This is a genomic window from Gordonia terrae (assembly GCF_051789125.1).
In the GTDB taxonomy this organism is placed as follows: Bacteria; Actinomycetota; Actinomycetes; order Mycobacteriales; family Mycobacteriaceae; genus Gordonia; species Gordonia terrae_A.
The window spans coordinates 2,113,268-2,138,709 of the sequence record NZ_CP196526.1 but is presented as its reverse complement, the minus strand read 5'-3'; the positions used below and the strand labels follow the sequence as shown (position 1 = coordinate 2,138,709).

19 protein-coding genes and 1 tRNA gene are annotated in these 25,442 nt (G+C 67.1%); 11 read left to right on the top strand and 9 right to left on the bottom strand.

Annotated elements, in window-relative coordinates:
• The first annotated feature begins 115 nt into the window (after positions 1-115).
• On the top strand, positions 116-1,543 hold the full coding sequence (locus ACSUZC_RS09665) for a cation:dicarboxylate symporter family transporter (RefSeq protein ID WP_439032592.1): 1,428 nt from the start codon (positions 116-118) through the stop codon (positions 1,541-1,543).
• A gap of 109 nt (positions 1,544-1,652) precedes the next feature.
• Here ACSUZC_RS09665 and ACSUZC_RS09660 read toward each other — a convergent pair whose 3' ends face one another.
• Entirely contained in the window at positions 1,653-2,147 is a 495-nt protein-coding gene (locus tag ACSUZC_RS09660; protein WP_439032591.1) for a DUF5130 domain-containing protein, read from the bottom strand.
• Positions 2,134-2,388: an aa3-type cytochrome oxidase subunit CtaJ gene (gene ctaJ, locus ACSUZC_RS09655; protein ID WP_238419043.1), complete on the bottom strand. Its 255-nt coding sequence runs from the start codon at positions 2,386-2,388 to the stop codon at positions 2,134-2,136. Before ctaJ ends, ACSUZC_RS09660 begins: the two co-directional genes overlap by 14 nt.
• Before the next feature lie 158 nt (positions 2,389-2,546).
• On the opposite strand from ctaJ, the gene ACSUZC_RS09650 reads away from it, so the two are divergent.
• Together ACSUZC_RS09650 and ACSUZC_RS09645 are read left to right on the top strand one after the other, a co-directional pair.
• Positions 2,547-2,993 (top strand): globin, encoded by a 447-nt coding sequence (locus ACSUZC_RS09650; protein WP_439032590.1) that lies wholly within the window; start codon positions 2,547-2,549, stop codon positions 2,991-2,993.
• Between the two features lie 76 nt (positions 2,994-3,069).
• On the top strand, positions 3,070-5,001 hold the full coding sequence (locus tag ACSUZC_RS09645) for a glycoside hydrolase family 13 protein (protein ID WP_439032589.1): 1,932 nt from the start codon (positions 3,070-3,072) through the stop codon (positions 4,999-5,001).
• Positions 5,002-5,026: 25 nt separating this feature from the next.
• On the opposite strand, the gene ACSUZC_RS09640 is transcribed toward ACSUZC_RS09645, so the two are convergent.
• The 5 genes from ACSUZC_RS09640 to ettA all read right to left on the bottom strand — a co-directional run bounded on the left by ACSUZC_RS09640 (position 5,027) and on the right by ettA (position 15,060).
• Positions 5,027-5,713, bottom strand: coding sequence for a hypothetical protein (locus tag ACSUZC_RS09640; protein WP_439032588.1), 687 nt, complete (start codon positions 5,711-5,713; stop codon positions 5,027-5,029).
• A complete protein-coding gene (locus tag ACSUZC_RS09635) occupies positions 5,713-6,204 on the bottom strand; it encodes an acyl-CoA thioesterase (protein ID WP_439032587.1) in 492 nt (163 codons plus the stop codon). Before ACSUZC_RS09635 ends, ACSUZC_RS09640 begins: the two co-directional genes overlap by 1 nt.
• A gap of 75 nt (positions 6,205-6,279) precedes the next feature.
• The gene (locus ACSUZC_RS09630; RefSeq protein WP_439032586.1) at positions 6,280-8,538 is read right to left on the bottom strand and encodes a molybdopterin-dependent oxidoreductase; all 2,259 of its coding nucleotides are present in this window, start codon (positions 8,536-8,538) and stop codon (positions 6,280-6,282) included.
• A gap of 74 nt (positions 8,539-8,612) precedes the next feature.
• Positions 8,613-13,346 (bottom strand): NAD-glutamate dehydrogenase, encoded by a 4,734-nt coding sequence (locus ACSUZC_RS09625; protein WP_439032585.1) that lies wholly within the window; start codon positions 13,344-13,346, stop codon positions 8,613-8,615.
• 40 nt (positions 13,347-13,386) lie between these two features.
• Positions 13,387-15,060 (bottom strand): energy-dependent translational throttle protein EttA, encoded by a 1,674-nt coding sequence (gene ettA, locus ACSUZC_RS09620; RefSeq protein ID WP_439032584.1) that lies wholly within the window; start codon positions 15,058-15,060, stop codon positions 13,387-13,389.
• A 271-nt stretch (positions 15,061-15,331) separates the two neighbouring features.
• Between ettA and ACSUZC_RS09615 the strand changes: the two genes are divergently transcribed.
• From ACSUZC_RS09615 to ACSUZC_RS09595, 5 genes are read left to right on the top strand one after another with little or no spacing between them, the layout of a single operon-like run.
• Entirely contained in the window at positions 15,332-16,324 is a 993-nt protein-coding gene (locus ACSUZC_RS09615; RefSeq protein WP_439033062.1) for a glycoside hydrolase family 26 protein, read from the top strand.
• An 11-nt stretch (positions 16,325-16,335) separates the two neighbouring features.
• The gene (locus tag ACSUZC_RS09610) at positions 16,336-17,574 is read left to right on the top strand and encodes a PP2C family protein-serine/threonine phosphatase (protein ID WP_439033061.1); all 1,239 of its coding nucleotides are present in this window, start codon (positions 16,336-16,338) and stop codon (positions 17,572-17,574) included.
• Positions 17,571-19,547 (top strand): glycosyltransferase family 2 protein, encoded by a 1,977-nt coding sequence (locus tag ACSUZC_RS09605; RefSeq protein WP_439032583.1) that lies wholly within the window; start codon positions 17,571-17,573, stop codon positions 19,545-19,547. The genes ACSUZC_RS09610 and ACSUZC_RS09605 overlap by 4 nt, the downstream gene beginning before the upstream one ends.
• Positions 19,547-19,885 (top strand): STAS domain-containing protein, encoded by a 339-nt coding sequence (locus tag ACSUZC_RS09600; RefSeq protein WP_439033060.1) that lies wholly within the window; start codon positions 19,547-19,549, stop codon positions 19,883-19,885. Before ACSUZC_RS09605 ends, ACSUZC_RS09600 begins: the two co-directional genes overlap by 1 nt.
• A gap of 43 nt (positions 19,886-19,928) precedes the next feature.
• Complete coding sequence (locus tag ACSUZC_RS09595; RefSeq protein ID WP_439032582.1) at positions 19,929-20,342, top strand: ATP-binding protein; 414 nt, start codon at positions 19,929-19,931, stop codon at positions 20,340-20,342.
• Between the two features lie 15 nt (positions 20,343-20,357).
• Here the strand turns inward: ACSUZC_RS09595 and ACSUZC_RS09590 are convergent, their stop codons facing one another.
• Positions 20,358-20,786: a single-stranded DNA-binding protein gene (locus ACSUZC_RS09590; protein ID WP_439032581.1), complete on the bottom strand. Its 429-nt coding sequence runs from the start codon at positions 20,784-20,786 to the stop codon at positions 20,358-20,360.
• 158 nt (positions 20,787-20,944) lie between these two features.
• On the opposite strand from ACSUZC_RS09590, the gene ACSUZC_RS09585 reads away from it, so the two are divergent.
• Positions 20,945-21,541 (top strand): chorismate mutase, encoded by a 597-nt coding sequence (locus ACSUZC_RS09585; RefSeq protein ID WP_439032580.1) that lies wholly within the window; start codon positions 20,945-20,947, stop codon positions 21,539-21,541.
• Positions 21,542-21,587: 46 nt separating this feature from the next.
• Here ACSUZC_RS09585 and ACSUZC_RS09580 read toward each other — a convergent pair whose 3' ends face one another.
• Positions 21,588-23,612, bottom strand: coding sequence for a cytochrome c oxidase assembly protein (locus ACSUZC_RS09580; RefSeq protein ID WP_439032579.1), 2,025 nt, complete (start codon positions 23,610-23,612; stop codon positions 21,588-21,590).
• A gap of 239 nt (positions 23,613-23,851) precedes the next feature.
• Between ACSUZC_RS09580 and ACSUZC_RS09575 the strand changes: the two genes are divergently transcribed.
• Together ACSUZC_RS09575 and ACSUZC_RS09570 are read left to right on the top strand one after the other, a co-directional pair.
• Positions 23,852-23,927, top strand: a tRNA-Arg gene (locus tag ACSUZC_RS09575).
• A gap of 1,192 nt (positions 23,928-25,119) precedes the next feature.
• Positions 25,120-25,413: a hypothetical protein gene (locus ACSUZC_RS09570; RefSeq protein WP_439032578.1), complete on the top strand. Its 294-nt coding sequence runs from the start codon at positions 25,120-25,122 to the stop codon at positions 25,411-25,413.
• Positions 25,414-25,442: the final 29 nt, after the last annotated feature.

Sequence of the window (25,442 nt, the reverse complement as noted above, 5' to 3'; positions counted from 1 at the left end):
CTCTTCGCCCGGTACGACACGACTGAACGTAATGAACAGAATCGTGACCCGCGTCACCTCATCGGTTCACAATCCTAATCACCGATGTCCGAGGTGTACGAGGAGAGAATCACCGATGAACGTTCGAGGGAGGTCCGGCGGGCAGCCGGACGGAGACGGTTCGAACCCGATCGCGGCCACGACCGACGGTACGGCCGCGGGTCCGGCACGAGGTAAACGGGACCGCACACACTGGCTCTACATCGGCGTCATCATCGCCGTGGTCGCCGGCGTCGTCGTCGGCCTGGTGGCACCTGAGGTGGGCAAGGACCTCGGCGTACTGGGCACCATGTTCGTCAGCCTGATCAAGATGATGATCGCGCCGGTCATCTTCTGCACGATCGTGCTGGGCATCGGCTCGGTCCGCAAGGCCGCGACCGTCGGGAAGGTCGGCGGCCTGGCCTTCGTCTACTTCCTCCTGATGTCGACGGTCGCGCTGGCGATCGGCCTGGTCGTGGGCAACATCATCCAGCCCGGCGACGGACTCAACATCGACGCGATGTCGGGCAAGGGCGCCGAGCTGGCCGAGGACGCACACGAGTCGGGCGGAACCCTCGACTTCATCCAGGGCATCATCCCCGAGTCCATGCTCTCCGCGCTCACCGCGGGAAGCGTGCTGCAGGCCCTGTTCGTCGCCCTGCTCGTGGGCTTCGCGATCCAGTCGATGGGTCGCACCGGGGAACCGATCCTCACCGCTGTCTCCTACTTCCAGAAGCTCGTCTTCAAGGTGCTGACGATGGTGCTCTGGGTTGCACCGATCGGCGCGTTCGGCGCCATCGCCAACGTGGTCGGGCAGACCGGCTGGGCCGCGGTGCAGCAGTTGCTGACGCTGATGCTCGCGTTCTACCTCACCTGCCTGGTGTTCGTGTTCGGCGTGCTCGGTGTGCTGCTGCGCACGGTGTCCGGGGTGTCGATCTTCCGCCTGGTGCGCTACCTCGCCCGTGAATACCTGCTGATCTTCGCCACCTCGTCGTCGGAGTCCGCGCTCCCCCGCCTGATCGCGAAGATGGAGCATCTCGGTGTCGAGAAGACGACCGTCGGCGTCGTCGTGCCGACCGGCTACTCGTTCAACCTCGACGGCACCGCGATCTACCTCACGATGGCGTCGATCTTCATCGCCGACGCCATGGGCGACCCGCTGTCGATCGGCGAGCAGATCGGGCTGCTGGCGTTCATGATCATCGCGTCGAAGGGCGCGGCCGGCGTGAGCGGCGCCGGGCTGGCCACACTCGCCGGTGGTCTGCAGGCTCACCGGCCGGAGATGCTCGACGGCGTCGGACTGATCGTGGGCATCGACCGTTTCATGTCGGAGGCGCGCGCGGTCACGAACTTCTCCGGCAACGCCGTCGCGACCCTGCTGGTCGGGTCGTGGACGAGCACGGTCGACAAGCAGCGCGTCGACGACGTGCTCTCGGGACGCGATCCGTTCGACGAGACCAACATGGTCGACGACGAACTGGACCCGCAGGACAGCGATACGCGGGAGAAGGCGCTCGCTCACTGAGCGACACGACCCGGAAACACCGAGGCCGCCCCACCGGAAAGGTGGGGCGGCCTTCGTGGTCGTGCCCTGTGTGTTGCTTTGTGGTCGTGCCCTGGCCCCGCGGGGCGGTCTATCCGCCGGCGGCCGCGGTGGCCATCACGCGCAGCGAGGCGATGAGCCCGTCGACCAGGTGGCCCTGGCGGAACCCGGTGACCGCTGCGGTCACCCCGAGTGCGGCGACGCGGTCGTTGACCCGGGTGGACACCTTGCTGCCGGAGACGATGACGACGTCGCGGGAGTTCGGCGAGACGGCGATGAGCGTTCCGTAGGCCGGCTCGGGCGACTTCGCGAGGATGTCGCGCGCACTGCCCTCGAGATCCTCGCCGAGGTCGCCGATGTACACCGAGAACCGCACGAGCGCCTTCTCACTGGCGGCCTTCAGCGTGTCGTCGAGTGCGATCAGGTCGCGCTTGCTGAAGGGCGGTGTCGTCGGCGCGTCACCCGGGTAGCGCGCCGCGGAGATCCGACCGCTGTTGGTGATGACCGAGCCCAGCGGCAGTTCTGCAGCCGAGCGGGCCGCGACCTCTGCGCTCACTTTCGCGTGCGTAACCTCACCACTTGCCACTGGCCGAGCTCCCATCCACATCGCCGGGTTCCGCGTGTTGCGGCAATGCCATCGGTTCGATGTCCGTGGCACTGAAGAGAAGCGGTGCATGCTCCCACTGCTGGTCGAGGGTGTACTCGTCGACCTTCGGGTACTTGACCCCGGAGGAGAACACCATCGCGACAACACAGAGCAGCACGAAGAGCACCGTCACGATCGTGACTGGCACTCCGATGGGGACGATCAGGCTGTCGACGTCCATGTCACCCTTTCGATGGTCGCGCCGGACCCGCGCTGTTGTCGGCGCAGGTCATCGTTGATCAATCTAACCCACCGGAGGCCTCGAGGAACATCGACCCCTACAGCGCGTCGTAGACGCGCAGGACGCCCACGTTGAGAGGTGGCCGGTCGATGAGGACAATGGAGAAGGTGACTGGCGAACCCGGCAACGCATCCGCGACACCATCGGCACCGGAGACCCCGGCGCGCAGCTTCTACGACGAGGTCGGTGGCGCCGAGACCTTCCGGCGGCTCACCGCGGTGTTCTATCGCGAGGTGGCCGCGGACGAGGTGCTGCGGCCGCTCTATCCCGAGGAAGACCTGGGGCCGGCCGAGCGTCGGATGCGAATGTTCCTCGAGCAGTACTGGGGTGGACCCCGAACCTACTCCGACGAGCGGGGCCATCCCCGGCTCCGCATGCGGCACAATCCGTTCCGTGTCGGCCCCATCGAGCGGGACGCCTGGCTGCGGTGCATGCACACCGCGATCGCCTCCATCGACGACGAGACCCTCGACCCGCCACATCGCAAGGCGCTCACCGACTACATGGAGATGGCCGCGCAGTCGATGATGAATTCGCCGATCTGAGACCCTTTCTCGTCCGACACGCCGCACGACGCGCCGACTGACCTGGATTTCTCCACGAAAACTCAGGTAGGGCACAATGACCACGGTGAGCGATGAGACACCCGATGATGTCCCCGCCGCGCCATCTGACGGGGATCAGCCAGACGGCGCGCACACCGGCGCCGAGGCGCCGGGTACGGCGGCGGCGGCCGCCGCCGAAGGCGTGGAGCCCGGCGACGACGCAACGGACGCCGACACCATCGCGGACTCCGACGACCCCGCAGACCCGGACACAGACTTTCCGGGCACAGAGCTTTCCGACGACGAGCTCTCCGAGGGCGAGCCCGCCGACACGGAGCTCCCCGATACGGAACTCGGTGATGCGGATTTCGATGACCCGGGACCCCGACCTGTCGTCGCACAACTCGACCCCACCGACGAGTCCTGGTGGAAGTCCGCGGTGTTCTACCAGATCTACCCGCGCTCGTTCTCCGATCTCGACGGCGACGGTGTCGGTGACCTCGTCGGCGTCATCGACAAACTCGGCTACCTCGAGCTGTTGGGCATCGACGCGCTCTGGCTGAGCCCGATCATGGTCTCCCCGATGGCCGACCACGGCTACGACGTCTCCGACCCCCGCGACATCGACCCGCTCTTCGGCGATCTCGACGTCTTCGACGAGCTCATCGCGGAAGCGCACGAGCGAGACATCCGCGTGACGATGGACCTCGTCCCCAACCACACGAGTGACAGACATGAGTGGTTCCAGGCCGCTCTCGCGGCACCGCCCGGCAGTCCCGAACGGGCGCGCTACATCTTCCGCGACGGTCTCGGGGAGAACGGCGACGAGCCACCCAACAACTGGCACAGCATCTTCGGCGGCCCGGCGTGGACCCGCGTGGCCGAGGCCGATGGTTCGCCCGGCCAGTGGTACCTGCACATCTTCGCCAAGGAACAACCAGACCTGAACTGGGAGAACCCCGACGTCTGGGCCGATCTGGAGAAGACGCTCCGATTCTGGCTCGACCGCGGTGTCGACGGCTTCCGCATCGACGTCGCCCACGGCATGGCCAAACCGGCCGAGCTGCCGGACATGGACCTCTCCGCGACCAAGCTGCTGCAGAACTCCGACGACGACCCGCGCTTCAACAACTATGCGGTGCATGACATCCACCGCAAGATCCGCAAGGTTCTCGATGAGTACCCCGGTGCCGCGAACGTCGGCGAGATCTGGGTCAGCGACAACGAGCGATTCGCCGAATACCTGCGACCCGACGAGCTGCACCTCGGCTTCAACTTCCGTCTCGCCAAGGCGCCATTCGAATCCGGAGCGGTCCGAGAGGCGATCGAGAACTCACTCGACGCTGTCCTGTCGGTGTCGGGGACCCCGACCTGGACTCTGTCCAACCATGACGTCGCCCGCGAGGTGACGCGGTACGCCGTCACCGATCCGGAGACCGGTGTCCTCGACATCGACCGCGGCACCCGCCGAGCGCGCGCCATGCTCGTCGTCGAGATGGCCCTCCCCGGAACGGTTTTCCTCTACAACGGCGCCGAGCTCGGCCTGCCCAATGTCGACGACCTTCCTGACGGGGCACTGCAGGACCCGGTGTGGGAGCGGTCCGGTCGGACCGAACGCGGGCGAGACGGGTGTCGGGTCCCCCTGCCGTGGGAGGGCACCGAGCCGCCGTTCGGTTTCAGTACCACTGCTGACACCTGGCTGCCGATGCCTTCCTCATGGGCCTCACTGACCGTTGAGGCTCAGCTCGAGGACGTCGGGTCCATGTTGTCGCTCTACCGCGCCGCGATCGAACTGCGCGTCCAGCGACCGGAATTCGCAGGCGATCACATCGAGTGGTACGGGGCCCCCGAGGGCTGTCTGGCATTTCGGCGGATCGGCGGCAGGCTGGTCTGTGCGCTCAACGCCGGTGAGGTGCCCGTGCCGCTCCCACCGGGCGAATTGTTGCTCGTCAGCTCGCCCCTCGTCGACGGGATGCTGGCCCCGGATTCTGCGGCGTGGCTGGTCTGAGACGGCGACAGGCCAACCCGCTCGGCTAGAGGACGGTGACCGCGAGATCGCGGTGACGTCGCTGATACACCGACCCGTACCGCGCGTCGACTCGAATCCAGGCCGCGGACATGCGGATTCGTACCGGTTCGTCCGGGGCGACGGCGTCGGCGTCGGAGGTCTCGGTCACCGCACGGCCGTTCGCGTCCCGGATGAATCCCATTCCGGTGAGCGCGAACACCGACCGCATGCTGACCGCCGCGGTGAACGCACCGTCGTCGGTGGATACCTCCAGGACATCCTGGTCGAGCAGTCCGGTCGCGGGTCCGTGGGCGCTCCCCTCATCGCGGGCCACTCGCGCACCGTCGCGGGCGAGGGCAATGACGCTACGCGCGGGTACGTCGTCGATGTGCCGGAACCCGACTGCGGCGGGAAGAGCACCGCGCCAGGCACTGTCGAGCGAGAACCCGGGATCCACCGGTTCACCGGGTGTGGCCGAGCCCAGTGCCGAGTGCAGCGCCGACGCGTCGCACACCACGTCGCGGGGAGCCACCGAGCCGGACACCGCTCGCGTGGCCAGCACCTCGAATCCGGTGTGGGTCCAGAGCGCGACCAGACCGTCGGCGCGTCCGACCACCCGTACGACGGCGGCATCGTCGAGTCGCACCGCATGGGCGAGGAAGGCGAGCGCATTGGACCGGTCGGACTCGGCGACCGCGACGTACCGTTCCATCAGGGTCGTCCGCGTCGTGCCGGGCCGGGCTCGCCTTCGGGCCGCCGGAATCCGGCGAGGTACTCCTTCTGTTCCGGTGTGAGCCGCGCGATGCGTTGGGCCGCGACGTCGAAGGCGACGAGCTGGGTGCTGGCGACCACCGCGGGCCGAGATTCCGGATCCGCGCCTGCCGCCCGCACCTCGTACCCCACCGTGAAGTCGACGGCACGCAGGCGCTGGACGAACATCGTGACCTCGATGGGCCCCTCGGAATGCCGTAGTTGCGCTTGGTATTTCACGTGCAAATCACTGACGAGACAACCGTCGCGCAGGGGCGCGGTGGGTCGTCCGTCGTAGAACAGCCACGGGATGCGCGCCTCTTCCAGCAGGGTGACCATCCGCGCGTGATTGATGTGCGCGTAGACATCCATGTCCGACCAGCGCACCGGCACCTTCACCAGGTAGCCGTCGTCCGTGGTCGTACCGGCATCCTCGTTCAGCACGTGAGTCATCCCCTGTCTGGTCGGCCTCGCCGGGGCGGTCCCGGATGGCCGGCCCGGTCCAACCCTACGCACCGCCACCCGGGGTCAGGCAGGCGCGATCTCCACCGGCAGACCGTTCAGCACGACCGTCCCCGACAACGGATCCAGCACCGTTCCGTCGTTCAGGTCGTTCACGTTCACCCCGGGCTCGGCGGTGGCGACGCTCAGTTGCATGCCGTCGACGTCATGACCCCACCCGTGCGGCAGTGAGGCGACCCCTGGCCGGATGTCGGAGGTGATCTCGACGGGTACCGTCAGCGACCCACCCGCTCCGCGGACCTTGGCGACGTCGGAGATGCCGAGTCGATCCGCGTCGTCGGGGTGCATGAGCAGCGTGCAGCGGTTGGTCCCGCCGGTCAGCGCCGGGAGGTTGTGCATCCAGCTGTTGTTGGACCGCAGATGGCGTCGGCCGACGAGCAGCAGACGGCCCTCGGCGCCCACGCCCTCCCCACGGGCATCCAGTGCCGACCGCAGGCGCTCGAGGTCGCCGATGAGCGGATCGGGCGCCAGTTCGACCTTGCCCGAAGCCGTCCGCAGTACACCGGGGAGGCGAGGCCGCATCGGGCCCAGATCGATGCCGTGTGGCGCGGCGAGCAGATCGGCGAACGTGAGGCCGTCGCGAGTCCCGAACGCGTCGCCGTACGCGCCGATCCGCAACTGCATGTCCAGTCGGCGCTGGTGACCGGGCGCCTCGGGCAGCATGGCGATCAGCGACTCGACGGAGCGGCCTGCGACCGGCGAGTGGGGGTCGGTCACCTCCTTCGACAACGTCGCGGCGATCACCTGTTCATCGACGAGTCCGGGGTCGGCGCCCACCCCGGCTCCCGACAGGCCGAGGATCAGCCGGGCCACGATCTCGATCTCGTCTGGACGCCCGGCCGCGAGCGGCAGCACGGGCGGCGAGTAGCGAGCGGTGGCGCGGACCGCCAGGTTGTTCAGGATGGCGTCGAAGTGCGGACTCTGTGACGGGCGCGGCGGCGGCAGGATCACGTGTGCGTGTCGCGTGGTCTCGTTCAGGTAGGGGTCGACGCAGACCACGAAGTCCGCGGAGTCGAGCGCGCGTCCCAGACGTCCGCCGTTGGGTGCGGACAGGACGGGGTTGCCCGACACCGTCACCAGGGCGCGGAGTCGTCCGTCCCCCGGGGTCTCGAACTCCTCTGCCATCGCGACCGCGGGCAGCTCACCGCCGACTTCCGCGTGACCGGACACCCGGCTGCGCCATCGCCCCGTGCGGAATCCGCGGCCGGCTCGGGGCGGGCGCGGCGACGGAGCCGTCGGTGCCAGCGGGAACATGACTCCCCCGGGCCGGTCGTAGTTGCCGGTGAGGATGTTCACGACGTCGATCAGCCAGCTGCCGAGGGTGCCGAATTCCACTGTGGTGGTGCCCATCCGGCCGTAGACCGCGGTGGTCGGCGACCCGGCGATCGATCGCGCGAGAGCCCGGATGTCCTCGGCGGCGACACCACAGTGGGGAGCTACGCGTTCCGGCGTGAGGTCGCTCAACTCGCGGCGCACGTCCTCCACGCCGATGACGTGCGCGGCGATGCCGCCGAGGTCGTCGGCGACGAGTCCCTCGTCGAAGAGGCACTGCACGACCGCGCAGAGCAGCGCGGCGTCGGTGCCCGGTCGCGGCGCCAGGTGCGTGTCGGCGAGTTTCGCGGTCCGGGTGCGGGCCGGATCGATGACCGTGAGCCGCCCGCCGCGCCGGCGCAGTGCGGTCAGTTTGCCCGGGAAGTCCGCCGCGGTCGTCACGCTCCCGTTGGACACCATCGGGTTGGCGCCGATGACCACGAGATGATCGGTGCGGTCGAGATCGGGGACGGCGAAGGTGCCGGCATGGCCGACGAGGTAACCCGTGGCCGCCTGCTTCGGCATCTGGTCGAGGGTGCTGGCGCTGAAGACGTTGCGGGTACCGAGAGCTCTGATGAGCAGCGGTGCATACATCGTGCCGGCGACCGTGTGCGCCGAGGGGTTCCCGAGGTAGAAGCCCACCGACGGGCCGCCGTGGGTGGCGATGACCTCGTTCAGTCCGTCGACGGCGAGGGCCAGCGCCGAGTCCCAGTCCGTCTCCACCAGGCGCCCGTCGCGCCGGATGAGGGGTCGGTCGAGCCGGTCCGGATCGTTGTCCAGCTGGGCCAGACTCGCCCCCTTGGGGCAGATGTAGCCGTGACTGAAGACGTCCTCGGAGTCGCCGCGGGCGCTTGTGACACGTTCCTGCCCGGTGCCGTGATCGTGGTCGACGACGAGCGAGAGACCACAGGTCGCCTCGCAGAGCGGACAGATTCGAAGAGCCGTGCGGGTCATGACGTCAGGCTATTCGGCAGTGCTCGATGGCGAAGGAATTCGCCGAAGGTCGGCGATCCCCGGATGTGCTCGTGTCAGCGGATGAGACTCCGCAACTGCCTCGCCGCGACCGACAGCGTCGCCAGGTCGGCCGTACCGGTCTCCTCGAGCTCCCGGAGCACACTGCGGACCCGGCTGAGTCGATTGGAATGGGACGATTCCCATTCGGCGATCTTCTCCGACGAACCCTCGTCGGGTTCGCTGACCTCGAGGATCTTGAGCGTGAGGGACCGCAGCGCGCCGTGCATGTCATCGCGCAGCGCCAGGCGCGCCAGCGCATGCCAGCGGTCGCCGTAGTCCAGTTCCGACACCGCGGAGAGCAGTCCTTCGAGCCCGAAGTGCTCCATCACCGCGAAATAGAGTTCACCGACTTCCTCGGCGTCGCGGTCAGCGATCTCCGCGGCGTCGATGATGTCGAGCAGGCAGAACCGGTGGAGGCTGACCGCGACGGCGTGGGCGAGGTCCTCGGGCACGCCGTGAACGGCGTAGGACGCGGCCCGTTCGGCGATGTCGTGTGCCGAACTCTGTCCGTACCAGCGGTCCGCGACCGCGCTCAGCTCGGCGACGCGCTCGGTGTAGCGCGTGATCTCGGCGGCCATGGCGAGTGGCTGGGGACGGTATGCGAGCAGCCAGCGAGATGCGCGGAACAGCAGTCGTCGGGCGTAGAGCATCATCTCGTCGATCGCCTCGACCGGGGCCGGCGCGTGACGGATGCGCTCGAAGATCTCGTTCATGCCGAAGACCTTGTTGGACACCACGTAAGCGCGCACGCCTTCCTCGGTGGAGCAGCTGCTGCCTTCGCTCAGACGGAACAGATGCGTCATGCCGGCGTGGTCGACGACGTCGTTGACGAGGGTCGTCGCCACGATCTGCCGGCGGAGGCGGTGGCCGCGGATGTCGTCGCCGTACCGTTCCCGCAGCGCCTCCGGGAAGTACCGGGCGATCCGTGGCGCGAAGACGTCGTTGTCCGGCAGGTCGGTGGCGAGCAGATCGGATTTGGACTCGAGTTTGACATGCGCCATCAGCGTGGCGAATTCGGGAGACGTCAGTCCGCGTTTCACCTCGCCACCGACGCGTCTGCGCAACTCGCGCGGATCCGGCAGCGCCTCCAGGCGGAGGTCGACGCCTCGTTTGGCCTTGAGGTGTTCGAGCATCCTGGCATGGACCTCCACCCGCGTCAGCTCGAAGGACCGGCAGAAACCGAGCTCGGAGTTCTGCGAGATGTTGTCCGCCAGTACGAGGTCCGCGACGTCGTCGGTCATCGATTCCAGCAGCGGGTCACGATCGGCGGGGTCGAGTTCACCGGACGACACCGCGGCGTCGAGCAGGATCTTGATGTTCACCTCGTGGTCGGAACAGTCGACCCCCGCCGAGTTGTCCAGGGCGTCGGTGTTGATGCGGCCGCCGGACAGGTCGAACTCGATCCGGCCCCGCTCGGTGACCCCGAGGTTGCCACCCTCCCCGATCACCTTGGCCCGCAACTCGTTTCCGTCGACACGGATCGCGTCATTGGACTTGTCACCGACGCTGGTATGGGATTCCGTCGACGCCTTGACATAGGTGCCGATGCCGCCGTTCCAGAGCAGGTCGACGGGGGCGAGCAGGATCGCGCGGATCAGCTCGGGCGGTGAGAGTTCGTCGACACCGTCGGGGATCCCGAGGACGGCAGCCATCTCGGAGCTGATCGGAACCGACTTGCGATCGCGGGCCCACACCCCGCCTCCGGTCGAGATCAACTCGGCGTCGTAGTCCTCCCACGACGACCGGGGAAGATCGAACAGCCGCCTGCGCTCCCCGAACGACGGGCCGGCCTGCGGGTCGGGGTCGACGAAGATGTGCCGGTGATCGAAGGCAGCGACGAGCCGTATGTGTTCGCTGAGCAGCATCCCGTTCCCGAACACGTCGCCGCTCATGTCACCGATTCCGACGACCGTGAAATCCTCCGACTGGGTGTCGGTGCCCATCTCGCGGAAGTGCCGCTTCACCGACTCCCACGCCCCACGGGCGGTGATGCCCATCGCCTTGTGGTCGTAGCCGGCCGACCCGCCCGATGCGAACGCATCGCCCAGCCAGTACCCGTAGGACGCCGACACCTCGTTGGCGATGTCGGAGAACGAGGCGGTCCCCTTGTCGGCGGCGACGACCAGATACGTGTCGTCGGCGTCGAGCCGGACGACGCCGGGAGCGGGGATCACCTCGCCGGTGGCCAGGTCGATGTTGTCGGTGACGTCCAGTAGCCCGGCGATGAACTGCCGATAGCAGGCGATCCCCTCCTCCCGCTGCGCGTCCCGGTCGCGAGCGCTCTCACCGGTCGGCTGCGGCGGGCGCTTCACCACGAAACCGCCCTTCGCTCCGAGGGGGACGATCACCGCGTTCTTCACCGCCTGCGCCTTGGCCAGACCCAGGATCTCGGTTCGGAAATCCTCGCGGCGGTCCGACCAGCGCAACCCGCCACGGGCGACCGAACCGAAACGCAGATGCACGCCCTCGACACGGGGCGAGTAGACGAAGATCTCGTGCAACGGACGGGGTTTCGGCGTCTGCGGGATGTCGCGCGGACGGAGTTTGAACGAGATCACCGGACGGTACTCGTCTCCGTCACCGGGGACGAAGTAGTTGGTCCGTGATGTCGCGTTGATCATCGATGCGTAGGCGGAGACGATCCGATCGGCGTCGAGGCTCAGGACCAGCCCGATCTCCTCGGACAGCTTGTCGCGCAGGTCCTCTCGACGACCCTGGTCGGCACCGTCCGGGTCGAAGGAGGCGACGAACAAGTCGACGAGCCCGCGCGTGATGGCGAGGTGGGCACCCAGCACACTCGCGACGTGGGCGGGACTGTAGGAGAATCCGCATTGACGCAGATATTGCCCATAAGCGCGCAGCATCGCCGCCGACCGCCAGTCCAGGCCACACCGGATGATCAGTTCGTTGTAGGCGTCGACATCGGCCCCGCCCTGCCAGATCTGATGGAACGCCTCGGTGAACCGCTGCTCGAGATCGTCGATGTGGTCGTTGTCGACCGTCATCCCGGCGGTGAGTTCGACGCTGAATTCATAGGCCCAGCACACCGTCGAGTCCGCACGGTGGATCTCGTACGGATGCTCTTCGAGAACATCGAGGCCGAGGCTGTGCAGGACCGGGAGCACGTCGGTGAGAGTTGCCGAGGCGCCGCACAGGTAGAGCGTGAACTTCCAGCCCGCCTGCGCCGTATCGGATTCGACGCCGTCCGAGGCATTGAGGGTGACGGCGGTGTCGCCGGGTGAGAGCCCTACCACCCTGGCCAGGTCCTCGAGAGCGTCACGCGGATCCCGCAGTTCCTTGTAGTCGTCCGACAACGACGACAACTGGCGCAGGAGGGCGTCGGGACCGCCGTCGACCCCGGCGAACTCCTCGTCCGCGGCGAGTTCGCGGACGCGTTCGTCCCACCCGCGGATGGCCGCGGTCAGGGCCGCCTGCATCCGTGCATGGGCCGGTGACCCGGTGTCGACGGAGCCGAGTTCGGCCGCGGTCGCGGGATCGATGCACACGAGCACCTGAAGGAGCGCAAGGGGCATCTCACTCACACGCGCCGTGTATTCCAGTGCGTGACCGTCCAATTCGTCGACAAGCGCCTTCTCGAGCGCGAGCCGGGTGGCGGTGTTGTATCGGTCGCGCGGCAGGTAGATCAGCGCCACTGCCGTCCGGCCGTCGTAGTTGGTGCGGAGGAACAGACGCAGCGAACGGGTCGAGACCGCATCGAGCATCTCGGTGACGCGGCGTTCCAGTTCGTCGTCGGTGGAGGCGAACATCTCGACGAGCGGATAGTTCTGCAGCAGCTCGATCATCGACTGGCCGGCGAACGAGTCCTCGTCGACGCCCGCGCGTGTGAGCACGTCGTGGACCTTGGTTCGCAGCACCGGGACATCCAGGACCGCCTGATGGACGCCTGCGGAGGTGAGCGTGCCGAGGAACCGGTGCTCGCCATCGTGGCCGCCGTCGCGGTCGAATGCCGGAACCTGCAGCAGGACCGGGAAATTGGAGCGCTGGATGCCGGTGGCGACAAAGACCCTGCTGGCCCGCGGCAGCAGCGGGCGGTCGGTGACCGACGGGAAGTCACGGGTGATGGAGTCGGTACGCCACACCCCTCGGCGAGCGGCACCGTCCTCCGAGCCGTCCGCCCACACCCGAGAGTAGCCGAGGGGATGAAAGTGGTTGCCCGCGAACCACTCCAGCAACTCCGCGTATTCGTGTCGCTCGGTTCCGGAGATGCCGGACGCATCGGGCAGCGGCATGGTCGACAGGTCGGTCGCGCACGCGCTCAGCTGGGCGCGCATCCGGGGTGCGTCGGCGTCGACGTCGGCGACGCGCGAGATGACGTCGGACAGATCGGCACGCAGAGGTTCGATGTCGGAACCAGGATGGGCGGCGAGGCCCCGAACGAGAATCCACGACTCCCAGTCCGCATCCGCGGCGTCGTCGATGGTCTCGAGATTGCCGTCGGGATCTCGCCTGACCGGTACCACCGGATGATCCATCTGGTCGATGGTCAGGTCGTGGGCCTCGACCGTGGCCAGGACCGCCTCGACCAGCATCGGCATGTCGTCGTTGACGACGACGATCTCGACCCCACCGCGGTCATCGGCCGTGACCTCGACGAGAGGACGTCCCGGTGTGCGGGTCCGGACGACGTCGAGGTGCCGGACGACCCGGTCGGCGACCGCCTCGGCAGCCGACCCGTCGGTCCGCGACTTGAAGTAGTGGTTCACCGCGTCCGGCACGAGTGACGTCACACCTGCCGATGCTAGTCACCCGTGCCGGGCGGGCGCGGGATTAATCGCGAGTGAGTTTGCGGTGGGTGACCCGATGGGGGCGAGCGGCGTCGGCGCCGAGGCGGTCGACCTTGTTGGCCTCGTAGGCCTCGAAGTTGCCCTCGAACCAGAACCACTGACCCTCTTCGACGTTGCCCTCCCACGCCAGGATGTGGGTACAGGTCCGGTCGAGGAACCAGCGGTCGTGGCTGATGACCACAGCACAGCCGGGGAAGTTCTCGAGCGCGTTCTCCAGCGAACCGAGGGTTTCCACGTCGAGGTCGTTGGTCGGCTCGTCGAGCAGGATCAGGTTGCCGCCCTCTTTCAGGGTCAGCGCCAGGTTCAGGCGGTTGCGCTCACCACCGGAGAGCACCTCCGCCTTCTTCTGCTGGTCCGGGCCCTTGAAGCCGAAGGCGCTGACGTAGGCGCGTGACGGCATCTCGTTCTGGCCGACCTCGATGTAGTCCAGCCCGTCGGAGACGACTTCCCAGACGTTCTTCTTGGGGTCGATGTTGGCTCGGCCCTGGTCGACGTAGCTCAGCTTGACCGTCTCGCCGACCTTGACGGTGCCCGAGTCGGGCTCTTCGAGCCCGACGATCGTCTTGAACAGCGTGGTCTTGCCGACGCCGTTCGGACCGATCACACCGACGATGCCGTTACGCGGCAGCGTGAACGACAGGTCCTTGATGAGGACGCGTCCGTCGAATCCCTTGTCGAGATGACTGACCTCGACCACCACGTCGCCCAGCCGCGGCGGGGTCGGGATCTGGATCTCCTCGAAATCGAGCTTGCGCGTCTTCTCCGCCTCGGCGGCCATCTCCTCGTACCGGGACAGTCGCGCCTTGTTCTTGGTCTGGCGGGCCTTGGAACCCGACCGCACCCAGGCGAGCTCCTCTTTGAGGCGCCGCTGCAGCTTTTGGTCCTTCTTTCCCTGGACCTCGAGACGTTCGGCCTTCTTCTCCAGGTAGGTGGAGTAGTTGCCCTCGTACGGGTGCAGCTTGCCGCGGTCGACCTCACAGATCCACTGCGCGACGTGATCGAGGAAGTACCGGTCGTGGGTCACGGCCAGCACGGCACCCGGGTAGCTCGCCAGGAACTGCTCGAGCCACAAAACGCTCTCCGCGTCGAGGTGGTTGGTGGGCTCGTCGAGCAGGAGCAGGTCGGGCTTCTGCAGGAGCAGCTTGCACAATGCGACTCGACGACGCTCACCACCGGAGAGGTGCGTGACGGGCGAGTCGGCCGGCGGGCAACGCAGCGCGTCCATGGCCTGTTCGAGCTGCGAGTCGAGGTCCCAGGCGTCGTTGTTGTCCAGATCTTCCTGGAGCTTGCCCATCTCCTCCATCAGCTCGTCGGAGTAGTCGGTGGCCAGCAGTTCGGCGATCTCGTTGAAGCGGTCGAGCTTCACCTTGATCTCGCCCATACCCTCCTCGACGTTCTCCTTGACCGTCTTCTCCTCGTTGAGAGGCGGCTCCTGCAGCAGGATGCCGACGGTCGCGTCGGGGTCGAGGAACGCCTCACCGTTCGACGGCTGGTCCAGGCCGGCCATGATCTTCAGGATCGACGACTTACCCGCGCCGTTGGGACCCACGACGCCGATCTTGGCGCCCGGGTAGAACGACATGGTGACGTCGTCGAGGATGACCTTGTCGCCGTGCGCCTTGCGCACCTTTTTCATGGTGTAGATGAATTCAGCCACGTAGAACTCCTTCGGACTGCTCGATGTCGGTGATTGTCAGCCGCGGACGCGGGGGTTGCGCGCCTGCGCGCACACACATGAAATCCAGCCTAGTCGCCGTCGGATGCCGGTCGGCGGTCCGGTGTGCCTGTGCGCGCATCGCGTGTGGACCGCCCGTTCCCGGGTTGGCGCGCGGGTCAGGCGGTTTACCGAGACAATGTCGTGGGGAAGAAGGAGGGGGCTGCGTGGGGCCGCCGTGCCGGTGCACGGTGGCGAGGTGACGGGAGTGGCGATGGGTGTGGCGCCCGGATGGACGATCGTGATGGTGGTCCTGGGAGTGATCGGCTCCTCGCTGGGTGTCGTCGCCTGTTCGCCTTCCCCGCGCGAATGCCCGTCGACCATCACCCCCCTGCACGAGCCTGCCGGCCCCTGTCTGCGGTTCGGCGTCAGCACCCCCGGCGGTCCGCTGGCACCGACCGAACTGGCGACCGTCGCAGAGGTGACCGGGGTCCGGCCCACCGTCAACATGTTCTTCGAGGACTTCACCGCGATCCCGCCGATCGCCGCGCTCGATGCCGTCGTCGCGGCGGGCGCCGAACCGATCGTCACCTGGGAACCGTGGCGCCACCTCGGCGGCGACGACTACGACCGCGGTTCGTTCTCGATGTCGTCTATCGTCGCGGGGACACACGACGACTACCTGTATCGCTGGGCCGACGAGCTCGCCGCCTGGGGTTCGGTGGTGTATCTCCGCTTCGCCCACGAGCCCAACGGCGACTGGTACCCGTGGAGCCCGGCAGGTGGAACGCCGCCGGAACTCTACGTCGCGGCGTGGCGCCATGTGCACGATCTGTTCGCGTCGAAGAACGCCTCGAACGTGAAGTGGGTATGGGCACCCAACGTCCCGCTCGCCGACGACGCTCCCCTCTCCCGCTGGTACCCCGGTCACGACTACGTCGACGTCTTGGGCATCGACGGCTACAACTGGGGATCGGCCCCGGGCCACCGATGGACGTCCCCCGAAGACCTCTTCGGTCCGTCACTCGACCGGCTCCGTAACTTGTCGTCGCGCACACCGATACTCGTCACAGAGGTCGGTTCCGCCGAGGACGGCGGGTCCAAGGCCGAGTGGATCACGGACCTGGTCGCCTACCTCGACGACGCCGAGAACGTCACCGGCTTCGTCTGGTTCGACCACGACAAGGAAGCGAATTGGGGTCTGCGGAGCACGGCAGCGGCGGGAGCGGCGATGGCGCGCGCACTCGAAAGAGCGGGATTGCGATGACGGGAGCAGACATGACCGTGATGGACGCCCACATCGACGCCGAGACCGAGGAGGCGCGACTGCATGCGGTGGAACAGCTGCACCTGCTCGACTCCCCTCCCGAAGACCGGTTCGCGCAGATCACCCGAATGGCGAAAGCCGTGTTCGGCGTACCGATGTCGACTGTGTCCCTCCTCGACCGCGACCGTCAGTGGTTCAAGGCGGTCGACGGTATCGAGCTCCAGGATCTCCCGCGGGAACAGACGGTCTGTCAGGTGACCGTCGCGCGCGCCTACGACCATCCCGAGGATCCGGCCCTCATCATCCCCGACGTCTCCAAGGTCCCGGCCTTCTCCGCCATCCCCCAGGTCGCCGCCGACGACGGCATCCGGTTCTATGCCGGATATCCGCTCTACGGTCCCGGCGGCCATCCCGTGGGGACCTTCTGTCTCTACGACACGCAACCGCGCGAGCTCACCGCCGACCAGCAGACCGCGTTCCGCGAGCTCGCCGCGTGGGCGCAACGCGAGATCGAGAACTCCGACGACCTCGAACGCGCCGCCCTCGTGCAGCGCCGACTGTTGCCGCCTCCCCTCGGTGTCGTGCCCGGTTACTCCGTCGCGGCGATGTGCCTGCCCGCCTACGCCGTCGGCGGCGACTTCTACGACCATTACCCATGGCGGAACGGATTCGTGTTCACCGTCGCCGATGTGATGGGCAAAGGACTCGGCGCCGCCATCCTGACCGCGACCGTCCGCTCCGCCGTGCGTGCCGCCTCCCGCGCGATCGACACCGCCTCACGCGACACCGGCGAGGCCGACACCGACCTGGGTGAGGTCATCACCGCGGTGGCCGATCAGCTCGTCGACGACTTCGCCGGCACCGAGACGTTCGCGACCGCCTTCCACGCACGGCTGCGCACCGACGACGGGCGCGTCGACTACGTGGACGCCGGTCACGGACTGTCGGTGGTGCGCCGCACCAACGGTGCGGTGGAGTCGGTCACCAGTGGCGGTCTGCCCATCGGCATCCTGCCCGGCGAGACGTGGGAATCGGCGACGATCGACCTGGGGCCCGGCGACATGCTCGTCATCAGCTCCGACGGACTGCTCGATCTGCTGCCCGCCGGCGACGACGCGGCGCTGCGGGCTGCCGTCGAGAAGACGGGGACCCCGGCCGACGTGTGCTCGATGGTGAGCGATCTGGTCTCGTCATCGGCCCCCATCGATGATGTGACTGTCGTGGCGATCCGGCGAGACGAGTCCGGATGAGCGAGAGCACCGAAGCCGCCACCCTCACCCGAACCGCGCCGTCTCCGTGGCTACGAGCGCTCATCGTCGTCGCCGCGGCACTGGGGATCAACTACATCGTGTGGCGCTGGCTGGTGTCGGTGAACTGGGACGCCTGGTGGATCGCCGTACCCCTCGTCGTCGCCGAGACCTACAGTCTCATCGATTCGCTCCTGTTCGGTCTCACCATGTGGCGACTGCAGCACCGGCCCGAGCCTCCCCCACCTCCCGAGGGCGCCACGGTCGACGTCTTCATCACCACCTACAACGAACCGCTGGAACTCGTGATGACGACCGCCGTTGCCGCCAAGGCCATCACATATCCGCACACGACGTGGATTCTCGACGACGGGGATCGTCCCGAGCTGGCCGAGGCGGCGGCGCAGGCCGGTATCGACTACCTGACGCGATCGTCGAACTGGCTCGACAAACCCCGGCACGCCAAGGCGGGCAACCTCAACAACGCCCTGATGCAGACCGACGGTGAGTTCATCCTGATCCTCGACGCCGATCAGATACCCGAACCGCAGATCCTCGACCGCACCCTGGGGTACTTCCACGACGAGAAGATGGCGCTCGTCCAGACCCCGCAGTACTTCGTGAACGTGCCGCCGTCGGACCCGCTCGGCAGTCAGGCACCGCTCTTCTACGGGCCGATCCAGCAGGGCAAGGACGGCTGGAACGCCGCGTTCTTCTGCGGCTCCAATGCCGTGCTGCGTCGCGAGGCACTCATGCAGCTGGGCATCACCCAGTACGTCGGCGCGGTACACGACGGAATCGACCGCGCCCTGCGCACCGCGCGCTCGGTCCTGAAGACGACGCGCAAACAGGTGGGGCGTGAGAATCCCCTCGCGTTGTCGGCACTCGACGCCGTCGACGAGGCGGTCCGGGATGCCCGGACGGAGCTCAAGAAGCGAGAACCCCTGGCCGACATCACGTATCGATTCCAACAACGTGTCGACTCCGCGGCTCGCGGGCTCGTCGAGGCAGACGTGTCGGCGATGCGCGCCGATCTGGAGGCGATCGAGGCTCTGACCGAACTGAGCGAACACGAGCCGGGGGCCGGGTCACTCGACTACGACGCACTCGCCGTGCTCGCCGATCGCGAGTGGTCGCCGTTGGGCGCGATCGAGTCGGTCCGGGCCATGGTGGCCGCCGTCGACGTCGGCAGGACCGATGAGGCGCAGCCCATGCTTCCGCTGGCGACCATCTCGGTGACCGAGGACATGGCCACCTGTATGCGGTTGCATGCTCTCGGCTGGAACTCCGCCTACCACCACGAGAACCTGGCCTTCGGACTCGCACCGGAAGACCTGAAAACGATGGTGACGCAACGGTTGCGATGGGCACAGGGCACGATCCAGGTGATGTTGCGCGAGAACCCGCTGGTGCAGAGGGGCCTCACCCTGACCCAGCGGCTCATGTACTGGGCGACCATGTGGAGCTACCTGGCCGGTTTCGCCGCCATCGCCTTCATCGCCGCACCCATCGTCTACTTGGTCCTGGGGATACTGCCGGTACAGGCCTACAGCTGGGATTTCTTCATCCGGCTCATCCCCTTCCTGGTCGTCAATCAAGTGCTGTTCCTGGTGGTGGCACGAGGAACACCGACCTGGCGCGGTCAGCAGTACAGCCTCGCGCTCTTCCCTGTGTGGATCAAGGCCTGTACCACCGCCTTTCGCAACGTGTACATGAACCGACCGCTCGGTTTCGCGGTCACACCGAAGACCAAACAATCGCAGGACGCGTTGCCCTGGCACATCGTTCGACCGCAGCTGATCGCCATGGCGCTGCTCGTCATCGCCTCGGTGATCGGCATCGTGCAGCTGTGGCGGGGTGCCATCTCTGTTCTCGGGGTGGGCGTCAACCTGTTCTGGGTACTGTTCGACCTGGTGATCTTGAGCGTTGTCATCACTGCGGTGCGGTACCGCGGTCCCGACGAGGAGAGGCAATGATGGCGAATTTCGCGACCCGTAGCACCGGCGGCGGTGCGGTGGTGGTCAGGCCGGAGGGGCGGCTCAACATGGTTGCTGCGCCGCGGTTGAGGGATCAGCTGCACGAACTGGTCGGTGCCGGCTCGGCGCGGATCGTCGTCGACCTGTCCGGAACCGACTTCATCGACTCGTCCGGGCTGGGCGCCCTCGTGTCCGGTCTCAAGGTGGCCCGCCAGGCGGGCGGGGACCTGCGGATCGCCGCGCCCACCAAGCAGGTCGTGACCGTGCTCGAGCTCACCAACCTCAATCGCGTTCTACGCGTGCACACTTCCCCAGACACCGCGTTCGACGGGGCCTGACGGCCCCGCCGGTGACCCCACCGACACGACCGAGGAGTCGGCGATGACAGAGAACACCGCGACCCGCACCTTGGAGGAGATCACCTCCCCCGACACGATGGATCACATCCACGCCCTCCTCGCCGATCTTCTCGCCGAGTGTCCGATCGACGACATGGACGCGATGCAGTTCGAGCTCGCCATGGCCGAGATCGGCGCCAACATCGTCGAGCATGCCGACAACGGCGGTGCCCTCACGCTGCGCCTCGAACTCGAGGTGACCCCGGACCGGGTCGAGGCTCGGTACTCCGACGACGGGAACCCGGCACGCGTCGATTTCGACACCGTGCGCCTGCCCGACGGGTTGGCCGAACGGGGTCGCGGTCTGGCTATCGCCATCAACGTTCTCGACGAACTCGCCTACCGCCGTGCCGACGATCGGAATCACTGGCGGCTGGTCCGCAACCGATCGGCCTGACGGCTTTCCACCACATCACGCCGCCGGTGCCTGTCGGTCGGCGGTCGCGGCGACAGCGGGTGCATCGGCCGCGCGGCCGTTCGCGGGGGTGCCGCGATAAGCGACGACGCATCGGCTCAGGTCGAGCCCGACGGCCACCGCCGTCATCTCGAGATCGGACCGGCGTGACCCGTCTGCCGAGGGATACTCGTTGGTCTTGATCTGACCGTGCGCGATCACCGGTCGGCCCTTGGCGATGGCCGAGCCCACGCCTGTCAGCAGGCGTCGCCAGCAGCTCACGGTGAGGTAGAGCGTCGGCCCGTCGGTCCACTCGCCGGTGCCCTTGTCGATCCGGCGCGAGGTGCATGCCACCCGGAACGAGATCACGTCCTCTCCGGTTGTCGTCTGGCGTCGGCGAGGGTCGGACACCACGGTGCCGATGACGGTCGTGTACGTCTCAAACATGGTCGTCTCCTACAGATGTCGGCCACGGGAAGGTGTGGCCGCATCAGCATCACCCACCGATGGGCCCGGGGCCGCCGTCGTCGTGACGCTGTGGAGAACGCGGGGGTTTACCCACAGATCGCCGACGAACCGAGAGCCTGGGACCATAAACTCGCCGAATGCGGATGCGAGTGTTCCTGACCGGTCTGATCGCCGCGGCCGCGATGGTGATGGCCCCACCGGTCTCGGGGGCCGCGCCGGCCTCGGCACCGCCGTTGACGGGCCTGACCGATGCGATGGCGGGCCGTCTCGCGCTGGCCGACACGGTGGCCGCGACGAAGTGGGCGTCCGGTGCGGCCATCGATGATCCGGCACGCGAGCAGGTGGTACTCGACACCGTGTCGCAGTTGGCAGTGGAGCGCGACCTCGATCCCGCCTACGTCCGCAGTGTCTTCCGCGACCAGATCGAGGCGAGCAAGACCGTCCAGCGCGGACTGTTCGCCCAGTGGCAGCTGCCGGGACAGACGGCACCGCCGGCGACCGAGGACCTCGGTCCGGTGCGGACGGCGATCAACGGGTTCAACGTGACGATCGTCGACGAGCTGGCCGCCGCGCGCGGCATCGTGGCAAGCCTTCGGTGCCCTCCGGAACTGGTCACCTCGACCAGCCTCACGTTGGCCGACGTCGCGTTCGATGCGCTGCACGTCGCCGCGCTCCTCCAGGCCGAGTCGTCGGTCTGCAGCGTCTCGACCGGGTCGAGCTCTGGCAATCCGTAGCGACAATGTGCGCATAGCGCGCATTGTCGCTACGAGATCCCGAACGTCAGCCGCGCTTGTTGAGCTCCTTGAGCATCTCGTTGTACCTGCCGAGGTCGGCGTCGTGGTCGCGTACCGCATTGCGGTCGTAGCGTCGTGCCTGCCGGGTGTCGCTGCGCTGCCACTGCACGAACAGCGAGAGCAAGACCACCACCAACGGGATCTCGCCTGCGGCCCAAGCGATTCCGCCGCCAACGCGCTGGTCGTCGAAGAGGTCGTAGTTCCACGGGAGGTTGAGCCCGCGGTAGTAGGTCTCCGCGATGACCGCGGTCGTCATCATGAGCGCGATGCCGAAGAACGCGTGGAACGGAATCGAGGCCATCACGATGCCCAGCTTGGCCACCGGTGACACCTGACGTGGCGCGGGGTCGATGCCGATCACCAGCCAGTAGAAGAGGTAGCCGCTGATCAGGAAGTGGAGATTCATGAGCAGGTGCGCCGCGTGGTACTGAACCACGGCCTCGTACAGGCCGCCCAGGTAGAGAACGTAGAAGCTGCCGACGAACATGACCGCGGCGATCAGCGGATGAGTCAGGATCCGGGACGGTGCCGAATGCACACCCAGCTGAATCCATTCGCGCAGGCCCGGTGGATTGCCCCGGCCTGCCGGCGGCAGCGCCCGCAACGCGAGCGTCACCGGACCTCCGAGCACGAGCAGTACCGGCACCATCATCGACATGAGCATGTGCGCGATCATGTGGATGCTGAACATGGCCGGCGCGTAGCGACCGAGGCCCGAGGACGTGGCCAGCAACAGCAGCAGACACCCGAGGACCCATGCCACGGTACGTCCGACGGGCCAGGCGTCGCCTCGGCGCTTCAGACGGATGACGCCCCTCAGGTACACGACGGCGAGCACGATGGCGGCGAGCCCGAAGATCAGGTCGAAGCGCCATTCGGTGAGGAGGCGTACGAAGGTCGGCGCACCGTCGAGGTCGTACCCGATGGCGTTCTCGGTCGCCGAGATCTCCGCGGTGTCGACCAGGGGCGGCGGCGTGCGGCTCAGTCCGACGGCCAGACCGAAAGTCGCGCCGAAGACCGCCAGTTCGACGAGACCGAACCGGACGAACAGCGAGGGCTTCTCGTCGGAGTCCAACTGTGCGATCGTCACCCGGCGATGCCACGCACCGAGCCCACCGAGCACGACGAGGGCAACCACCTTGGCCACGACGAGGCGGCCGTAGGTGTCGGTGAACAGGTCTCCCAGCGGTACCCGGACCAGGGCGTTGACGACACCGCTGGCACCGACGACGAGGATGCACCAGAACGCGACGCGCGAGAACCGCCGGACCGCCAGGGCACGCCACCGTCCATCGGCGAGGGCGTAGACCACGACGGCGGCGAGACCGCCGAGCCAGAGGGTCGCACCGACGATGTGCAGGATCAGGCTGTTGGTGGCGATGTCGTGATTACCACCCGATGAGGAGTGGCCGGCCAGCGCCGACGGCATCAGGCTGAAGATCGAGAACGCGATGACCGCGATCGTCGGTCCCCAGTGCAGGCTCATCCTCGCGATGATGGCCGCGACCAGCGCGAACACCGCGGTCCAGAACCAGGTGCGCACCTCGGCGACCTGGCCGTACGCGGTCAGCAGATTGGCAGGCTCGATGGCCTGCGACAGCGTCGACCCACTCACCTCCGACGCCGACAGCGGCATCAGGAACAGTGCGCAGACCGACCACGTCAGCGCACTAGCTGCCGCGATCCGGATGGCGCGGTAGCCGCCGACGTCGAGGACACCACTCGCCTGGGGCGGAACGAAGAAGGCCGCGAACACCGCCGATCCGAGCGCGACCGCGGCGGCGAACTCGCCGACGGCGGTCAGCGCCGGGAGACCATAGGTCGTGAGCGCACCCGGATCGGGCACGCCGGTCAGCTTCAGCGCCGACGCCGCCGAGACGGCGGTGACGGCGACGGCGACGATCGCGGCGAGCCAACCGGATGCCCAGAGGATCGCGGTGACGACGCCGCGCGGTTCGTTCATCGCGTCGCGATGCTGCTCCGCGGGGGCGGGCGTCGACGTGCGGGTCATCCCTCAACTGTAGGTCCGGCGTGTGACGCGATCCCAATTCGATGTGGCCCGCCGTGGCGTACGGCATACCCGCCGCAGTGTCGTAGACTCTCTCTGCCCGGCGACTCGTGTGCGATGTCACGCGAGCCGGTCAGCCTCCGTAGCTCAGGTGGATAGAGCAAGGGCCTTCTAATCCCTTGCTAGACCCGTCTGAACTGCGGTGAGCACAAACGCGTGTTGCAAACTGCGCAGCACACCAAGCCTCCGTAGCTCAGGGGATAGAGCAGCTGCCTTCTAATCAGCTGGTCGCAGGTTCGAATCCTGCCGGGGGCACCACAAGTCCGTTCACGACCTAGATCGCCTCGTGGACAGGAACTCTGCCGTGACGAACACCGCTTGCGTGCCACCCCTCATCAAACATGCATGGGACCTGTACGAACAGGATCCCGATTGCGAGGACGCCCCGAACCTTCGCGATGCCGTCTGGAAGCTGGAAGAGTCCGTCGACCTCGGCAGCGGCAACGTTGAAGCCCTCGCCCGGACAGTCGTGCAAACCCTCGCCATCGCAACCGGCGACGGAGTACCTGAACTTCTGGCTCCTATGCCCGCGCGGCTTGGGGGCGAGCAGTCGATGGGTGGGCAGACGGCTACGACGCCGCCAGACGAGCCCTCAGCGCCATTCCCGGCCCGATGCTGCGTGCCGTGGTCCCTCGTCTTCTGGCCGTCTCGGATGATCGGAACGACGATCCGGCGTATACCGACGGCTACCGGCAAGCACTCCGCGATGCCTCGGGCGGGTCGCGGTGATCCGGCAGCTATCGGCCACGACCGGACTCGCGTTCGCCGTCGCGCCGTGGAAGGTGAACGGTGCCCCGATATGGGACGCCACCACTCCCGACGGCCTCACCCTGTCCATTGCTCCCGAGAGCGTGCCAACTCGCGTCGTGGTCTCTGACGACGAGTTCGGTTCTCGTTGTTCGATGCGCCCACCACGTTGATCGGGCATGTCGCCGAAACGATCGCACTCGCCTTGCTAGCGGCCAGATACGCCGCCCCCATGCCCTGATCTGTCTGCTCGTTTCTGTTGCGTCGCAGACGCTCACAGCCCCGTTACGGGGCATCCCTGATGGTCGTTAGGTGTCGTTCGACTCGGTACCGGGGAGCTGGCACACCAAACCGCCTGAACCGGGTGTGCCCGTCGCTCTTGCAAAGTCCGACGAAAACCGACCTGCTCGACTCAACACAGACCCTCGAAGTCGACGAGGGCCACCACTCGCGTCGTCGCGAAACGAGAGCAGGTGCCAGATGATTACCGCCTACCCTCCGGGTCAGGTGGCAATCGGTGCTGGCTCAGATGCGAAATGGGGTCATGGTCTCGTGGGTCGGCGGAGTGAGGGATCGACACCGGCTCAGTCCGCCCGCAGGGTGGTCCGTCGCATCTGGGGTCGGAGCACCCGCCTTCGAAAGACCGCCACGCTGGCATAATCAGCAACCTCAATCGTGCAAACTTCATGAAGGGGCCGCCGACGTGTCTAGCGACAAGCTCGCGAAGTGGGTTGCAAACCGTGAACGTGAGTTGTTCATGGTCAAGCAAGCCTCGCAGGGACTCGATGATGACCGGCCAGACTTCGACCGGGAGTTCGAGAAAGCGGCGGCACTGTCTAACGAACAGGCGAGAGAACGGTTGCGCGATCTGTTCGACGAGATCACCGAGGTACGCCGAGAGCACCGCATCACCAGGTGGATTGGTGCGGACGGCGACCATCAGTCGGTACCGCGTCAGTGGCCGCACGACCCACGTTACGCAACCCGCACCCCATGACCTTCGGGAACGGATGCCGTCGCCGGTCG

Coding starts and splice junctions, on each gene's coding strand:
- ACSUZC_RS09640 (WP_439032588.1), bottom strand. CDS start 5,713: ATGGAACGGTACGTCGCGGTCGCCGAGTCCGACCGGTCCAATGCGCTC.
- ACSUZC_RS09665 (WP_439032592.1), top strand. CDS start 116: ATGAACGTTCGAGGGAGGTCCGGCGGGCAGCCGGACGGAGACGGTTCG.
- ACSUZC_RS09595 (WP_439032582.1), top strand. CDS start 19,929: ATGACAGAGAACACCGCGACCCGCACCTTGGAGGAGATCACCTCCCCC.
- ACSUZC_RS09650 (WP_439032590.1), top strand. CDS start 2,547: ATGGAGAAGGTGACTGGCGAACCCGGCAACGCATCCGCGACACCATCG.
- ACSUZC_RS09605 (WP_439032583.1), top strand. CDS start 17,571: ATGAGCGAGAGCACCGAAGCCGCCACCCTCACCCGAACCGCGCCGTCT.
- ACSUZC_RS09610 (WP_439033061.1), top strand. CDS start 16,336: ATGACCGTGATGGACGCCCACATCGACGCCGAGACCGAGGAGGCGCGA.
- ACSUZC_RS09600 (WP_439033060.1), top strand. CDS start 19,547: ATGGCGAATTTCGCGACCCGTAGCACCGGCGGCGGTGCGGTGGTGGTC.
- ACSUZC_RS09580 (WP_439032579.1), bottom strand. CDS start 23,612: ATGACCCGCACGTCGACGCCCGCCCCCGCGGAGCAGCATCGCGACGCG.
- ACSUZC_RS09635 (WP_439032587.1), bottom strand. CDS start 6,204: ATGACTCACGTGCTGAACGAGGATGCCGGTACGACCACGGACGACGGC.
- ACSUZC_RS09615 (WP_439033062.1), top strand. CDS start 15,332: ATGGGTGTGGCGCCCGGATGGACGATCGTGATGGTGGTCCTGGGAGTG.
- ACSUZC_RS09630 (WP_439032586.1), bottom strand. CDS start 8,538: ATGACCCGCACGGCTCTTCGAATCTGTCCGCTCTGCGAGGCGACCTGT.
- ACSUZC_RS09590 (WP_439032581.1), bottom strand. CDS start 20,786: ATGTTTGAGACGTACACGACCGTCATCGGCACCGTGGTGTCCGACCCT.
- ctaJ (WP_238419043.1), bottom strand. CDS start 2,388: ATGGACGTCGACAGCCTGATCGTCCCCATCGGAGTGCCAGTCACGATC.
- ACSUZC_RS09585 (WP_439032580.1), top strand. CDS start 20,945: ATGCGGATGCGAGTGTTCCTGACCGGTCTGATCGCCGCGGCCGCGATG.
- ACSUZC_RS09645 (WP_439032589.1), top strand. CDS start 3,070: ATGACCACGGTGAGCGATGAGACACCCGATGATGTCCCCGCCGCGCCA.